This window comes from Brevibacillus sp. AG162, from assembly GCF_006715575.1.
Lineage (GTDB): Bacteria > Bacillota > Bacilli > Brevibacillales > Brevibacillaceae > Brevibacillus > Brevibacillus brevis.
In genome coordinates, this window is the sequence record NZ_VFNO01000004.1 from 1 (window position 1) to 15424 (window position 15424).

At 48.8% G+C, this 15424-nt stretch carries 14 protein-coding genes; 6 read left to right on the forward strand and 8 right to left on the reverse strand.

What is annotated here, in order from left to right; translation table 11 throughout:
* Positions 1–216 precede the first annotated feature (216 nt).
* Positions 217–555, reverse strand: a complete 339-nt coding sequence (locus FB479_RS13955; RefSeq protein WP_142065705.1) for a helix-turn-helix domain-containing protein — start codon at positions 553–555, stop codon at positions 217–219.
* A gap of 239 nt (positions 556–794) precedes the next feature.
* Here FB479_RS13955 and FB479_RS13960 point away from each other — a divergent pair, with 239 nt between their 5' ends.
* The 5 genes from FB479_RS13960 to FB479_RS13980 all read left to right on the forward strand — a co-directional run bounded on the left by FB479_RS13960 (position 795) and on the right by FB479_RS13980 (position 6695).
* Entirely contained in the window at positions 795–1352 is a 558-nt protein-coding gene (locus FB479_RS13960) for an RNA polymerase sigma factor (RefSeq protein WP_142065706.1), read from the forward strand.
* Positions 1339–2931, forward strand: a complete 1593-nt coding sequence (locus FB479_RS13965) for a DUF4179 domain-containing protein (protein ID WP_142065707.1) — start codon at positions 1339–1341, stop codon at positions 2929–2931. The genes FB479_RS13960 and FB479_RS13965 overlap by 14 nt, the downstream gene beginning before the upstream one ends.
* Positions 2932–3076: 145 nt before the next feature.
* Positions 3077–5752 carry a YhgE/Pip domain-containing protein gene (locus FB479_RS13970; protein ID WP_142065708.1) on the forward strand — a complete coding sequence of 892 codons (2676 nt, stop codon included), beginning with the start codon at positions 3077–3079 and terminating at the stop codon, positions 5750–5752.
* A 136-nt stretch (positions 5753–5888) separates the two neighbouring features.
* Complete coding sequence (locus FB479_RS13975; protein WP_142065709.1) at positions 5889–6134, forward strand: hypothetical protein; 246 nt, start codon at positions 5889–5891, stop codon at positions 6132–6134.
* Between the two features lie 129 nt (positions 6135–6263).
* The gene (locus FB479_RS13980; protein WP_106657256.1) at positions 6264–6695 is read left to right on the forward strand and encodes a DUF2935 domain-containing protein; all 432 of its coding nucleotides are present in this window, start codon (positions 6264–6266) and stop codon (positions 6693–6695) included.
* Between the two features lie 208 nt (positions 6696–6903).
* On the opposite strand, the gene FB479_RS13985 is transcribed toward FB479_RS13980, so the two are convergent.
* A complete protein-coding gene (locus tag FB479_RS13985) occupies positions 6904–8301 on the reverse strand; it encodes an MFS transporter (protein WP_142065982.1) in 1398 nt (465 codons plus the stop codon).
* Positions 8302–8410: 109 nt separating this feature from the next.
* Positions 8411–8836: a MarR family winged helix-turn-helix transcriptional regulator gene (locus tag FB479_RS13990; RefSeq protein WP_056489008.1), complete on the reverse strand. Its 426-nt coding sequence runs from the start codon at positions 8834–8836 to the stop codon at positions 8411–8413.
* Between the two features lie 169 nt (positions 8837–9005).
* On the opposite strand from FB479_RS13990, the gene FB479_RS13995 reads away from it, so the two are divergent.
* Positions 9006–9659 (forward strand): glycosyltransferase, encoded by a 654-nt coding sequence (locus tag FB479_RS13995; protein WP_142065710.1) that lies wholly within the window; start codon positions 9006–9008, stop codon positions 9657–9659.
* Between the two features lie 60 nt (positions 9660–9719).
* On the opposite strand, the gene FB479_RS14000 is transcribed toward FB479_RS13995, so the two are convergent.
* The 5 genes from FB479_RS14000 to gcvPB all read right to left on the reverse strand — a co-directional run bounded on the left by FB479_RS14000 (position 9720) and on the right by gcvPB (position 15416).
* Complete coding sequence (locus FB479_RS14000) at positions 9720–11369, reverse strand: M20/M25/M40 family metallo-hydrolase (RefSeq protein WP_142065711.1); 1650 nt, start codon at positions 11367–11369, stop codon at positions 9720–9722.
* Between the two features lie 21 nt (positions 11370–11390).
* Positions 11391–12113 carry an amino acid ABC transporter ATP-binding protein gene (locus FB479_RS14005; RefSeq protein ID WP_142065712.1) on the reverse strand — a complete coding sequence of 241 codons (723 nt, stop codon included), beginning with the start codon at positions 12111–12113 and terminating at the stop codon, positions 11391–11393.
* Positions 12110–12811: an amino acid ABC transporter permease gene (locus FB479_RS14010; protein ID WP_142065713.1), complete on the reverse strand. Its 702-nt coding sequence runs from the start codon at positions 12809–12811 to the stop codon at positions 12110–12112. Before FB479_RS14010 ends, FB479_RS14005 begins: the two co-directional genes overlap by 4 nt.
* A 19-nt stretch (positions 12812–12830) precedes the next feature.
* Positions 12831–13700, reverse strand: coding sequence for an ABC transporter substrate-binding protein (locus FB479_RS14015; protein WP_142065714.1), 870 nt, complete (start codon positions 13698–13700; stop codon positions 12831–12833).
* Between the two features lie 126 nt (positions 13701–13826).
* Positions 13827–15416, reverse strand: a complete 1590-nt coding sequence (gcvPB, locus tag FB479_RS14020; RefSeq protein ID WP_142065715.1) for an aminomethyl-transferring glycine dehydrogenase subunit GcvPB — start codon at positions 15414–15416, stop codon at positions 13827–13829.
* Between the last annotated feature and the right edge of the window lie 8 nt (positions 15417–15424).

The window sequence follows — 15424 nt, forward strand, 5'->3', positions numbered from 1 at the left end:
TTAATGCTACCTGCATTCGTGGATAACCATAGTATGGATGCTCCAAATGAATCGCCATCATATGCTTTTTCAGAATCTGATCTAACTCATTTCTTGTTGACGGCTTTCCTTTGGTGCTAAGCCATTTGTAAAAACCCGACCGTGACACTTGCGCAATTTCTACCAACCACGTTAGTGGATATTTTTTACGCAGCTCGTCTATGATCGTAAAGCGAGTTATTTTCCATACCTTCCCCCCAGATGCAGATTGGGATTGCGCTTTTTTAGGTATTCTACCTGCGCCTTTAGATAGTCCCTTTCTTCTTCCACAGTAGCAAACTTGGTTCTTGGACGACCAACAAATGGGGTGTCACTAGAACCATTCTTTCCTCTTTGATCCACAAAACCTTCGCCTTTATTCTTCTTTCGGACCCATTGTAGAACTTGTGTTTTACTAGGTATCCCTAATTCCTTAGCTATTGCTTTAGAACCCATCTCTCCCTGTTGATACATGTTTACTGCCCTCAGCTTAAACTCCTCGGAATAACGCTTGAATGTTTGACCTTTTTTAGCCATGAGAAAATCCCCTCCAAGTAGAGTGTACCACCCACCGTTAGGTGAGCGGGCTTTTTACACTGTCTACTCAAAGGGGATAATATCACTTTGGAGAGAAAGATGGCTTTTTTCTATTCGGAAAAAAATTATCCATCCTTGTAAGAAAAAAACCGATCTTTTCATAGTAAAGGTAGAATGATTGCTGGACAGTAGAAGTGAACGGAATGTCTGGTGATAGAAATAGAAGGGAGCGACAGTTCATGGAGGAGGATCAAGAGTGGGTGAAGCAAGTCTTGGGAGGCGACCCGCATGCCTTTGCCCACCTTGTGAACAAGTACAAAAACAGGGTGTGCTCGTTACTCGTGCGGATGGGCAATTCCCCAGAGGATGCAGAAGATTTCGCACAGTCAGCATTCGTCAATGCGTATAAAAGCTTGCAGCAATACGATGCAAGCCGTTCATTTTCAGCTTGGTTAAACAAAATCGCGATCAATTGTTGTTTGCAAGCATGGCGGAGGGTCGAGAAGCATCCGAGCGTACCTTTGCAAGAGTCCAATACGGCTCATATCTGCGAAGAAAATCCGGAGTCGTTTTACTTGGCGCTTGAAAAACAAAACGAGCTATTCGCTGTCATGGAAGAGCTCGCTTCCCATTACCGGATCGTACTTACGCTGCGTTATTTTGAAGAGCTGAGTTATCAAGAAATTGCTGAGACGATGCAAGTGCCGGTGACAACCGTACAGGTTCACTTGTACCGCGCAAAGAAAAAGCTGCGTGAACTCATGGGGAAAAGGGGGGAGCTTCATGAAATGTGCTGATTGTGTCAGGCTGATCAATCAAGTCGACCGAGAGCTTTCACATGAAGAGGGAAGACAGCTTCAGGACCATATCGCTGGTTGTGAGCATTGTCAGTCCATGCTGCTTCAGGAAGTAGACGAAGTAGATGCCGACCTAAGTAAACCTTGGCCGATCGTATCTGCCTCGGAACCTTTCACCGAGAAAGTCATGGTGGAAATTTTACAGGTAGAAGAGCAAAAACAAGGACCGATCCGCCGAAAAAAATGGTCAGGCAACCGTCTATGGCAAAGAGCAGGTATTCCTGCAGCCTTATTGCTGCTTGCCCTGACAGTGGGTGTCGTTTCATCTCCGACGCTCGCTCACTATGTCAAATCAATTTTTTCCGAGTCGTTTATCGTGGAAATGAAGCGTGGAGGCGATCTGGGCTTTTCTCAAAAAGTGAATCAAACAGTCACGGATCAAGGCATTACCGTACTGGTAGATGAGATTTTGGTCGATCCATTAAAGATGTATGTGTCGATTCGATTTTTCACGGAACAACAGAAGGAGCTGGAAGCTTCGATTGAGTTTGAAAACAAGGACAACCGGATTTTTCTGTCTGACAAAAACGGGAAGTACATCGGAACGGAAGTGCAGCATTCATACGACTTAGAGACGTTGTATCTACCGGAGAACGTTCCAAATGATTTGATTCTCAACCTGAAAGTAAACAGAGTGGATTTGCGCGACGATTCATCTACAGAAGACGAAGAGAAGGTAAATCCCACCTACGGAAACTGGCATATGAAAATTCCCGTCTCTCTGGAAAAAAGCAAATCGGCCACGCAAACGATCCCGATTAAGAAAACATACACCTCTCCGCAAGGGTATATCTTGGAGGCTGACAGACTAGTGCTGACACCGATGGAATCGAAGCTGATCCTCTCCTCTAAGATGAATGAGCAAGTGAAGGCGCGTATGAAGTCGAAAGCGGAAGCAAGAATGAAGGTTCACAATTCGCTTTACCCGGACAAGGTCACCGCCCAAGAAGTCTGGGATTCCATCAGACCGAATGCGATAGTCATGTGGGAAATCGTCGATGAGACAGGCAAGGTTGTGATGGATACAAACGGGGCGGATGGCGAGTTTTACGGTCCGATTGAACCAAATAAAAAGCTGACGTATCGTACTCTCTACATCCAGAAGGCAGAACCATCCGATTTGCTCATGACTTTTACACCTGCAAAGCTCAACGAGCAGCCCGTAACCTTTACAAATGAAGGGAATACGTTTGTCTTGAAGTCGTTTCGCATCGAGCCCGATCCTGATCCAGATACCGGTACATCCGGGTACGTCGGTATCATTGAGGCAGAGACCACCTACCACAAGGACACGGTAGAGTACTATCGAATGGATGCCGTTGGATTAGGCAATGTCAACATGGAGAAAAACGATGAATCCAAGGACAGCAAGCGTCCACATGCAAGAACGATTATCATCCATAATTTTCCGAAAGGGAAAGGGAGGGAGAATCAACCGGTCACGATTACAGCTAATAAGCTTATAAAAAGGTATGAAAATGTGGATTGGAGCTTTGACATCGTAAGTCCAGCGCATTGAGGAAGCCATCGCTTTTGTCCTTCATAAATTGGCGTGCAGCAGCTCATGCTACTACTGACAGCTCATTCCCGACCATTTCCTTTCATGGTAAACTGTCATGTAAGTGTCATGCTTCATCCATTCTTTCCTACCAGGTGGTACATACATGCGGTCTATATGGAAGATTTACAAAACAGACTGGATTAACATTTTCAAGGTCCCGACTGGGATTTTTCTGATCATCGCCATCATTCTCCTCCCTTGCTTATACGATTGGATCAACATCAAATCGGTATGGGACCCTTACGCCAATACGCAAGGAGTCAAGGTGGCGGTGACGAGCGAGGATCAGGGAGCCACGGTTGGCGATCACAAGATCAACATCGGAGACGAGCTTGTGAAGAGCTTGCAGAACAACCAGAAATTAGGGTGGACCTTTGTGGACAAAGAAGAGGCCAGACGGGGCGTAGAGCGGGGTGATTACTATGCCAGCATCCTGATCCCGGCTGACTTTTCCACAAAAATCACGGGAATTGTCCACGGCAACCTGGAAAAGCCCGAAGTGATCTATACGGTCAATGAAAAGGTGAACGCCGTCGCTCCCAAAATCACCTCGTCAGGTGTTTCGGCGATTGCCAAGCAGATCAACGAGAGTTTTACGGAAAGCGTCAGTGAAGCCTTGCTGACGAAGCTTACAGAGATCGGCATTAAAATTGAAGAGCAATTGCCGACCATCCGCAAAATCGAGAGTGGCGTTTTCCAACTGGAAAAGAGCCTGCCCGAGATTCGTGCCGCAGGGCAAAAAGTATTGGAGATTGAGAAGAAACTTCCCGAGATTCACGAGAAAGCGCAGATCATTCTGGAAGTGGAAAAAAGAATCCCGGAGATCAATCAAGCTGGACAGGCCGTGCTCAAAATTCAGCAAAACTGGCCGAAAATCAATGAGGCGGCGTCTGTCATTATCGCGATGGAAGACAAGCTGCCGGTGATTGAGCAAGCGGTTGGACGAATTGAAGAGCTGGATCAAAATTTTGATAAAGTCGCAAACGCTGTGACTACGGCCACAGAAAAGGCGAGTCAGGCCATTGAGATCGTTTCGGCTGCTCAAGATGCGCTGCCGCGTATCGCTGATCTGACCGAGAAAGGCGCGGCTGTTGCCGATCAGCTCAATGACTTTTTTATGAAGCATGATGGTGCTTTTGAAACGATTGCACCGCTGATCAAGCAAAATCTCATCTTAGCCCAGCAAGCATCTGATGCGCTCACACAACTCACAGACAAGCTGTTGCAAATCAATCCGGACCGCTTGCCTACTGCGAGTGAGGTAAATGCCGTGAAAGACAGGTTATCCAGAGCCGTGAATGTTTTGGGGCATACCGCATCGCTTGTAGAGAAAGTAAACAGTTATATTCCCGGACAGCCATTGAGTCCTTTCGCAGAGAGGCTGCGCACGATTGAGAACAGAATGAACCGGCAAATCGAGATTCTCGGCATGATTGCAAGCGCGCTGGAGAACGGTAAGCAGCCTGCGAAAGACTTGGTCGAGAGTCTGAATCAGCTCTCGAAAAACGTCAGCGCGGAATTGGGAGACATCCTGTCCCGTTACGATAGCGAAATCGTCCCGAAAATATCCGAGGGCATTGAAAGGCTGAAGGTGATCACAGGAGAATCTGCCGATCTACTGCATAAAGCCCAAGAAAAACTTCCGGATATCGAAGCGATTCTCCAAGAGACAAAGACGGGCTTGGAGCTGGGATTGGCAGAATTGAAACGAATCCAGCAGGAGATGCCGCAAATACGGGCGAAGGTCCACGAGCTCGCGCAAACGCTCAGAAGCAAGTCGGATGCTTTTGCAAATGCCATTCGCGTAGCAGCTCCATTCCTGAAGAGCAATCTTCCTGCCATCGGGAAAAAGCTCGACGAGGCAGCGGCATTCGTCCAGAACGATCTGCCCAAGGCGGAGGCGGATTTGACCAAGCTGGCTGATTTTGTGCGCTACAAGCTCCCGGAGGTGGAGGCGGGCGTCCACAGAGTTGCCGCATTGGTTCGCGATGATCTGCCCAAGCTGGAGAGTGCCATTGGGCAGGCGGCTGACAAGCTGAGAGAGGTCGAGGCGAACAACCACTTCGCCGATCTTGCCAAGCTATTGCGCGGCGACATTAAAAAAGAGAGCGAATTCCTTGCAAGTCCCGTGCAGATCAAGGAAAACCGCCTCTACCCGATTCCGAATTACGGTTCGGCCATGTCACCGTTTTACGGTGTGTTGTCTCTCTGGGTAGGCGCGACCTTGTTGATTTCTCTGCTGAAGCCGAATGCGGAAAATCCAGACGGAGTGTACAAGCCGTATCAGTTGTACCTGGGCCGCTTGGGAACGTTTGTGACAATTGGATTGCTTCAGGCGTTGTTCGTTACGCTCGGTGATATTTACATCCTCGGGGCCTATGTAGCGGATAAAGCACCGTTTGTGTTATTCGGCATGCTGGTCAGCCTGGTGTTCGTCACGATTACGTATACGCTGGTGTCCGTTTTCGGCAACGTGGGCAAAGGCATCGCGATCATCTTCATGGTGTTCCAATTTTCCAGCTCGGGCGGTACGTTCCCGATCAGCATGACTTCACCGTTTTTCCAAGCGCTTAACCCATACATGCCCTTCACGTATGCGATCAGCCTGTTGCGTGAAGGAGTGGGCGGCATCCTCTGGGAAACGGCGATCCGGGATATACTCGTACTATTCGGCTTTATCGGTATCAGCCTGTTTGTGGCGCTCGCGCTGAAGCGTCCGCTGAGCGGAATCATTGAAAAGTCGATGGAGAATGCGAAAAAGACCAAGATTATTGGGTAAAGGTTACATGATGGAATAGAGCAGGGTGTTCCCACGTAGGTATCACTACGCGAGGGGCACCCTTTTTTCAAGGACAAGTGATTATATGGTTTGGTAAAATATAGGTGGTTTATGAATCGTAAAGGGGGAGTGAGCCATGGGGAGATGGTTTGGATACATTCTACTGACGGTTTTGATAGGCGGTGTTTGCTTTTTTATCATTACGCCAGAAATCACCTTGATATTGAGTATGTTCATCATTATCGGAACCCTGTTTTATATTGTACACATTTTGAAAAATGAATTGCCCAGAGTAGTCCAGGATCGGCTGGAGAGACGATTCTACAAGATAGACAAAAGCCTCGAGGAATTACAAAACCGGTACAAGCAGGGGGCTGAATAGAATCGCCCACTTCAAAGCTACGGTCATACAATGTCAGCACGGATGGAGCATTGTGGTAATCCAAATCATAACCCTCGCGTTTTCCCCATATTGTGAGAAGAGAGCATTCTAAAATAGGGGAGGATGGGGATGCAATTTTATTATGGTCAGCAAATGCCACTGCGAATTTTGGATGAAGCGGAATTTTGGAAAATGCAAGAGAGCGAGCACACTGTTGTCATTCGAGAGGCTCTAACAAATTTGGAGAACCAATATGTGGAAGCGCTAAAACAATGGGAGCAAGCTCTGACGGGAACTCATCAAGAAGTCGTGAGTTACGTAGAATCGGTGATTCGCAGTCAATATGTTCCTGCCCAGCTTCATCAACAGGTGATCCAGCTTGTAACATACTGCCTAGATGAAAGCATGAAATTTATTGAACTGTGCCGTCAGATTAAAATGGATAGTTCAGCTGCTAAGAATAATCCGATAGCTAAAACGATACTCGATCATATCATTAGGGAATCTGAATACTTTATCGGCATTGCGCGAGTCATTCTATACGGCGATCCTCAGGGTTAAAGACTACTGGCTCAAAAGGTAAGCGGGGGAGCTTTTGATTCCGTATTACAGCTACCTCCTTAAGTCAGGCAATTCAATTTCTTACATAAAATCCATGAAACCATACGTATACAGGAGATTGGCCCTGATAAGATGAATAACCCCCTGTAGGTTTTCCTACAGGGGGTGTGGTCACGTTTGCCACAAGCGTACGATCCGTTTCGTGAGGCTACCCCAAAGTGTCCCTTTTTTCTTGAACAGGTAAGGAACGTGTCGCCAGTCGGGCAGCAGATACCAGCCCCAGTAGGACGATGAACGTCTGAAGGAGCAGGGAAGCGGTAATACCAACAGAAAGTGAAAACGCAAAAGCAGTCATCACAGATACAATGGCTCCTCCCACTCCAATGACAATTGCTGGCGTGAACGTATCGGCGATAGATAGTTCAGCAGATACTTTTCCTTCTTCACCAGGTTTTGCAAGAGAAAACGCAATAGCACCGCTTGTCGGGTGAGCCAAACCGATTCCGAAACCCATAATGATCTGGCTAAAAATCGCGACCACGATCCCGAAAAGGTCTTGTTGAATCAATGTCAGCGGTACAGTGCCAGCTACTCCGATGAGCATAATGACGAGACCGATGATAATTCGTTTTTTTCGACCAGCCCCTTGGTCTTTTTTGTCCAGCCTTGCTTGTACATTAGCTGCCAGCGACCAACTGATTGCTGCGGAGGCAACAGCTAAACCAGCTTTGTCAGCGGTTAATCCTAAAATCGAAGTGAGTCCAAGGACGAGATACGTTTGTGTGCCGTAATAGGCAGCGACAAACAGACCCCGAGATGCGATGACAGCAGGTAAGCCTGGGCGTGCGCGGAGTGTTCCTTCAGGCATCAGCTTATATAAAGGCACACTGAGGGTAAGCAAACCTGCGATGGATAGCAGGAAACCGTAGATCGAGGGAATTTTGCCGAGTCCAAAAAGCAAGGCACCAGTCCCTAAGGCCAAGAAAAAGGGCAGAAGAAGACTGCGATTGTTTGCCGCGCTTGCTTGTGGCGGCTGTAAGCCTCGGAAAGAGGGGGTGGTTAAGAGTGCAGACAGAAAGATAAAGGGAAGGATCAACCAGAAGACATATCTCCAGGACAACTGTTCAGCAATAATCCCGGCGACATACGGTCCGAACAGGCCTGGAAGGATATAAGCGCTGGAGAAGACAGCGAGAATCTGAGGGCGAAGGGAATCGGGGTAACGCAAAGTAATCATGGTATACACGCAATTGACCAAGGCACCGGCACCGAATCCTTGCATCACTCGCCCAAGCAGTAAAGTAAGCATATCAGGCGCAATTGCAGCAACGACAATGCCAACAGCAAAGAGCACGATAGTGACAATAAAAGGCTGGGCAGGCCCTTTTCTATCGACGAATTGACCTGTGACCACGGTTCCTATCAACTGAGCCAACAAATATGCACTGAATACCCACCCATAAAGATCCTCACCCTGCAGCTCTCGGGAAAGAGCGGGGGCGATTGTCGTGACAGCCAAGCCTTCAAATGCTGTAGCAGTCACTACCAGAATAATCCCAATCGTCAATGCCCGGTAATGCGTGCTCCAAATCCCTTCTGTGCTCATCATTTTCACTCCTTTTTTGTATATATTTTGCTTTGAAAGTTGTTATAAAAACTGTTGCTACAACAACTAATTATATACAAAAAATGACATCCTGCAATATGTTTTGTTTTTACAAGTTTTTCACGTTCTCATAAATGATATTGAGTGTTCTTCGAAATTGGTTCACTTCTTCTTCGGTCAATCCTGCAATGGTTTTCTCGTACGCTTCAATGGAGGGAGGAAGGACCTCGTCTTTTAAAAGTCGCCCTTTTTCCGTCAGATAGACACGAAGGGAGCGGCGATCCTTTTTATCTGTTTCGCGATGAATAAATCCTCTTTCCTCCATGAGAAAGAGCATCCGCGCGATATTCGTTTTATCCTTATAGGTGCGTTCAGCCAACTCGTTCTGGGTCAGACCTTCTTCTTCCCATAGCACGACAAAAATCATCCACTGATCGATGGTGATGTTATACGGGTTGCATACTTTTTGATAATAGTTGTTCAGTTTTAAATCCGTTCGTTTCACGATGACGCCGATATACTCATCCAATTTCATTGCGAAACCTCCTAGGTTAAGCAGTCAGAGCAACTGTTGATAAGACAACTATAAGGATGCTTCCGACAAGTGTCAATTTGCAGCGCAGATGTGTTAGACGCATGAAAAAGCCAAATTTGCTCAAAATAACAGCGGGATTCACTATTTACCAGAAAAGGAGAAGGAATAAATGACTTTACTACTCAAAAAAGTAACGCTGTTATTGATGTGCCTCGCTTTACTTGGTGTGCCGGGCATGGCAGAAGCCAAGGAATCACAAGGAAATGTACAGCAGGCAGAATGTATAAAGCCGAAAGAAGTAAAGCTGCAAGGGGATATGAGAAAGCTCTGGATCGACCATTTGCAATGGGACCATCAATATATGGTCAGCGCCTTGGCAGGGCTGGAAGACAAAGACGCCATACTTGCACGTCTCTTGAAAAACCAGGTGGATATCGGGAACGCAATGAAGCCATTTTACGGAGAGCAAGCAGGTAAAAAGCTTACCGAATTGCTGACGGAGCATATTATGATAGGCGGCAAAATCATTGATGCAGCCAAAAAAGGTGATCAGGCTGGTGTAGAAAAGTTCACCAAGGAATGGCACCGGAATGCGGATGATATCGCCAAGTTCTTAAGCAGCGCCAACCCCAATTGGACAGAGAAGGAACTAAAAGAGATGATGTACACGCATCTGAAGCTGCTCAATGATAATCTCCAGGCGAGATTGAAAAAGGACTGGGAATCGGATATTGCTGCATTTGATCAAGGTGAGGATCACATTATCGCGTTTGCCGATGTGCTGACAGCGGGTATCATCAAGCAGTTTCCGAACCGGTTCTGAAAAAATTCGAGAACAAAAAAAGGACGCCAGCACCCGTCGTAATCGGAGCTGGCGTTTTCATTATTTCAACAGTCGCTTGATAATCTCGTTCGTCACAGAAGGTACCACTTCGGTAGAATACGTAATCTCCATCCGTTCGAAACGGTTATGTGCATCGTACCCATACGGACCGATGTTGATGCACGGTACATTGATGTCTCGAATGTCCTGATACTCGACGTGATGCTTGCTGCCCCAGCTCGGATTGTTCTCTTCGATCGCGAGAATGCCTTCCTCATCGTCTGAGAGGGCTACGCAGCTCATATCGCAAACGTACGGGAAAAAGTTGCGCGTCACGATAGGGTGTGCATAATCAGACTGGACAGCTGCAACGGCTTGCTCCAATGCATCTATCAAGTTTTGCTCCCGTTCATCTTTGCCAACGAGCTCGATGCGGGGAGAGTAGAGAGAGGAGTAGAACAGAATGATTGCAGGGCTTCTGTCCTTCATCCACTTGACCTCCTCCTCAACCACACGAGCTGAGAACATGCGTACATCCAAGGATTTGTCTTGCAAAAGCGCCTCTTTAAACTGCTTCATGTGCGAGAGGAAGGCGTCCCCATGCTCGGCGATCAGCTCTTTTTTCATATCCTCGTAGATCAAAACTCTCGTCTTCCAAGGGAGTGGAGTCCAAGCTTGACCGCTCTTCTCACAGAAGCGGCGGTGACGCTCACGCAACAGAGTCAGTGCGTTTTCAAAAGCGATCTCGGCTTGCTCCTTCAGTAGCGCCAAGACTTGCTTCGGAGACCAGGAATGGATGAAGAAATTGTAATAGACGTACGCCGATAGGGCGGTCTGGATCGTGTAGGTCGGCTTGAAGTCCGTCTGCTTCAACGATACAGGAGGGACAGGTGTCTCGCCGTATGCTTCGTCGCACAGGTCAGGATTGTAGCTGATCTGACGGGTCAGCTCTGCGGCGATAAAGTTGGGATCGAGCCCCTCGAAAGCAGAGCCCGCATGTGTCTCGTAGCCCGTGATATAAAAGGAAGGCAGCAGCTTGCCGACAGTTCCTTTATAGATATAGCGATTCGGGTCTCCATCGTAGCGCGGGGCGACGAAGTCAGAGTTGATCAGCGCGATATAATCAAACCCTTGCTCCTCTCGCCATTTTTTCAAATCCTTCAAGGAGGAGAGGACGCCATGCGAGCTGTCTTCTTCGTCGCATTCGGCAAGCAGTAGGAGATTGCCCGCCAGCTCTTCCGGGTGCTCGGAATAGTACTTCAGCAAGTAGACGTGGCTCGCTACGCCGCTTTTCATATCGAGCACGCCACGCCCAAAATGCCAATCACCTGACTTCAGCTGCTCACTCACCAGTGCAGGCAGTGGTTCATCTTTCAAGGCGTCCATGAGTGCAGTCGGATGGCAGGCTTTGTCCTTCAGATGGTTGTAATCCTCGATGCCGACCGTATCCGTGTGCCCCATCAAAATAACGGTTTTGGCGCTCGGCTCCTTGGTTCCTCTGACAAAAGCAAGAACGTTGTAGCGCTCTACCTCGTCGTTGACTGTGCGGGAGAGAAGCAACTGATCTGGATGCTTTTGAAAATAGGGGAATGACTTCAGATGCTCGTGCAGATGGGTAGCAACGGCGATTTCGCCTGTCGTGTTCACGATACTTTCAATGCTGACTAGTTCATCGGTCAATTGCAGGATCGATTCACGGCTTTGTAGCATGGGTTCCACCTCGTCTTTGGCTTACAAAATTTGTTGTAAAAATCGTTTGGTACGTTCATGCTTTGGATTCGTGAAAAGCTCATGGGGATGAGCTTCTTCGACCATTTCTCCGTCCGCTAGCATAATGACTCGGTCAGCTACCTCGCGGGCAAAGCCCATTTCGTGCGTGACGACGACCATTGTCATGCCATCGCGAGCGAGGTCTTTCATGGTAGCGAGCACCTCGCCTACCAACTCGGGGTCCAAGGCAGAAGTAGGCTCATCAAACAGCATAATATCGGGCTCCATCGCCAGGGCACGGGCAATCGCGACACGCTGCTTCTGCCCGCCGGAGAGCTGCTCGGGATATGCGTTTGCTTTGTCTGTCAGTCCGACGCGGCTTAATAGCTCCATGGCTTTTGCGGTTGCTTCCGTCTTGGTTTTCCTTTTGACGTAGATCGGTGCTTCGATCACGTTTTCCAGCACGGTCATATGCGGGAACAGATTAAAATGCTGAAAAACCATTCCGACATGCTCGCGTACTTTGTTCAAATCACTGTTTTTGACATCGATGACCTGATGGTTGATCTCGATATCGCCTTTGTCTTTTATTTCCAGAAAGTTCAGACATCTGAGTAGCGTGCTTTTTCCTGACCCACTCGCTCCGATCAACACAACCACTTCTGATTTTTGAATCGACAGCGTGATGTTTTTGAGCACATGCAGGTTCCCGAATGACTTGGCCAGATTGCGTACCTTGATCATGCTGCCACCTCTTTTGGTTTCGGAGTGCTGACGGGCGTTGTGCCAGTATCGAGACGTTTTTCCACACGGTTTAAAATAAAGGAAAAGATAGCGACAAGCGCGAGGTAATACAGTCCGACGACGAAGTACGTTTCAAAAGGCATGAAATTCTCCGCCTGTGCAGACAAGGCACGGTTAAACAGCTCTGTAACGGCAATGTACGCGACGAGTGAAGAGTCTTTTAACCCGATGATGAACTGATTGCCAAGCGGCGGAATGGCCCGTTTGAAGGCTTGTGGCAAAACAATTCGGCGCATCGCCAGACTGTACGGCATCCCGAGTGAACGGGCAGCTTCCATCTGACCGCGGTCAATCGATTGGATGGCTCCCCGAAAAATCTCGGCAATGTAAGCGCCAGAGTGGATGCCAAGCGCGAGTGCACCTGCCGTAAAATCAGAGAGCACGATAACACTGGATATCCCGTAGTAGAGGAACATGAGCTGGACGATCAACGGCATGCCGCGCACGATGAAGATATAGGTGTCGGCCAGCTTTTGCAGGACGAAAATCCCGGATACTTTGAAAAAGGCGAAAACGAGTCCGATCACAGAGGCCATCGCCAAGGATACGGCGGTGAGTGAAACGGTAACCCAAGCTGCCTCCAAAAAAGCTTTTCCATGAATCGTAAAAATATCAAGGATACTGGTCACAAAACCCATGGCTGCTCAACCTCCCACGTTATTTCAACAGGTTCGATCCGAACCATTTCATGCTGATTTGCTCGTAGGTGCCGTCTTCAACCATGGCTTTGATGGCTTCATTGATTTTTTTGGTCAGCTCAGGGTTGTCTTTGGTGACAGCAATCGCGATGTTTTCCTTGTTCAGAACCTCGCCTGTCGCTTTGATTTTCAGGCCTTGATTCTTGATCGCAGAGGTGCCGACGACACGGTCTGTGATTACGGCGTCAACCCGACCTGGGAGGAGATCCTGCAAGGCGTAGATATCTGAGGGATAGCCTTTTACATTTGTCTTGTCAGTCAAGGTTTCCGCGGCGTCTTTGTGCGTGCTTGCCTGAACAACACCTATGATTTTGCCTTTTAGATCGTCCTTGGTTTTGATGCTTTCATTTGTTTCCGCAATAAAAATCTGCCCGCCAGAAATGTAGTAGGGGTCTGTGAAGTCTACTTGTTTGGCACGTTCTTCTGTGTGCGTCATGCTGCCAATAATGGCGTCGTATTTGCCGCCCTTCAGCCCTTGCAGTATGGTTTCCCAAGGATTGGTCACCGGATTGGCTTCGAGTCCGATCCGTTTGGCGATCTCATTGCCGATTTCCACGTCGAATCCGGTCAGTACGCCATTCGTGTCCTTGTAGTTAAGTGGTTTAATTAGGCCGCTCATGGCAAAAGTGAGTTTTCCTTCATGGACGAGTTTGAGTTTCACTTCAGAAGCAGGCTGTGCAGGTGGAGTGGAGGGAGTAGAGGAGTTGGTGGAAGCGCTTGCATTTGTTTGGGCAGGTGGTGTTGTTACATTGGACCCGCAGCCTCCCAAAATGGAGAATAGGAGCGAACTTACCAAAAGAGCGACAGGAAACAAACTTTTCTTCCTCATACGAGAATCCCCCTAACGGATATGGTGTGCAATACGTCTTGCCGACCAAGCTGGGAAACGGAAAAAGTGTGCTGCCTCTATAGGAAAAGGGAGAGGGCGTACGTGCCGCCCTGCCCCTAACGTGAACTAATTTTGTGCCGTCTTTTTCAAATAAGCTCTCCATGTGATGCACCATTGATCAGGATCATCGAGCACGGACTCCAGGACACGGTGACCTGTACTATTATGCGGCGCTGTTTTGACGATCTCCGGATTCTCATAGGCTTCTTGCGAGATATGCGTAAGTGCCGCGACGTATTCGTCGAGCTCTGCCATGGAATAGGACTCCGTTGGTTCCAGCGTAAACGGCTCCGGCACGACGTATGGGTGGTGACTGGTCCAGTAATGGTGGGCAAAGTCGACCATCCGGCGCTGAACATCGTATGTCGTGACGCCCGTGTCTTCTTTTAGCTGCTGCCAGCTATAGCGAACCTGCTCCAGTCGTCGGCCTTGTATATAGGGCGCGCTCGCACCGCGGATTTGCAGGATTTTGTGATAGAGATAGTTGTTGTTGAGGCAAGCGATTTCGGCAACTTCCCTCAAGCCGTCAGCACCAAGTGCACGGACCCAAGCGTAGGAGCGCAGAACAGCAGGTGGTACGCCGTAAAAGCTGCGGACTTTCCCGATGCTGTTTTTCAAATCACGCTTATAAAAGTAACGCTCTCCGTCGAAGTCTACGATCGGTCCTGGCAGGAATTGCGCAAGCTCGGCAGTGACACCGATGGCACCTGTTGCAGGTCCGCCGCAAGCGTGTGGGACAGAGAAGGTTTTGTGCAGGTTGAAAAAGCACATGTCAAAGCCTGCTTCCAGCGCGCGGGTAATGCCGAGCAAGCCGTTGGCGTTTGCTTGATCGTAGCAGCACAGCCCCCCTGCGGCGTGGACGACGTCCGTGAACTCCTTGATGCGGGAGTTGTAAATGCCTGTATCCTCTGGATTGGCTACGGCAAAGGCAGCGGTTCGCTCCGAGACGAGGCCCTTTAGCGCTTCCAGATCAGGGTAGCCGTTTTCGTCAGCAGGTACATAAATGATCTTGAAGCCTTTGACTGCTGCCGTCGCGGCTTGGGATGGGTGGGAAAAATGGGTGGTAATAAACTCGTTGCGTTGCTCCCCTTCGCCGCGAGATTCGTGGTATTTGCGCACGATAGAGGCTTGGGTAAACAACGCCTGTGTGCCGCTGCCCGGTTGGAACGAGAATTTGTCCATTCCTGAAATCTCGCGCAGGTACAAATCGAGCTGATACGTCATTTCCAGCATCCCTTGGACAGTGGACTCGTCTTGCAGCGGATGCAGCTCCGCTATTTTCGGCGAGCGCACGAAGCGTTCATTGATTTTCGGTGAGTATTTCATTGTGCAGGTGCCTTGCCCAATCTCTACGTTGAAATCCGACCCCAGAACCTCTTGTGAAATCCGGGAGTAATGACGGATCACGCGGTACTGACTGATCTCGGGGAGATTCGGTCGTTTTTTTCGGCGCAGGCTGTCTGGCAGCTGAGAGATGCCATCGCCAACGGTCTCCACGATTTGTGGCTCGACGGGTGGTACCTCGACGCCACGCTCGCCAGGCTGGCTCAGCTCGAAAATGACAGGCTCATCCCACTTCGCTTGGTGGAAGCGGCGTACCTTATGGTCTCTCGGAATCCGTTTCATTTTGTCGATTGTTCCTTCGGATGTTTTCATGGTCGGTT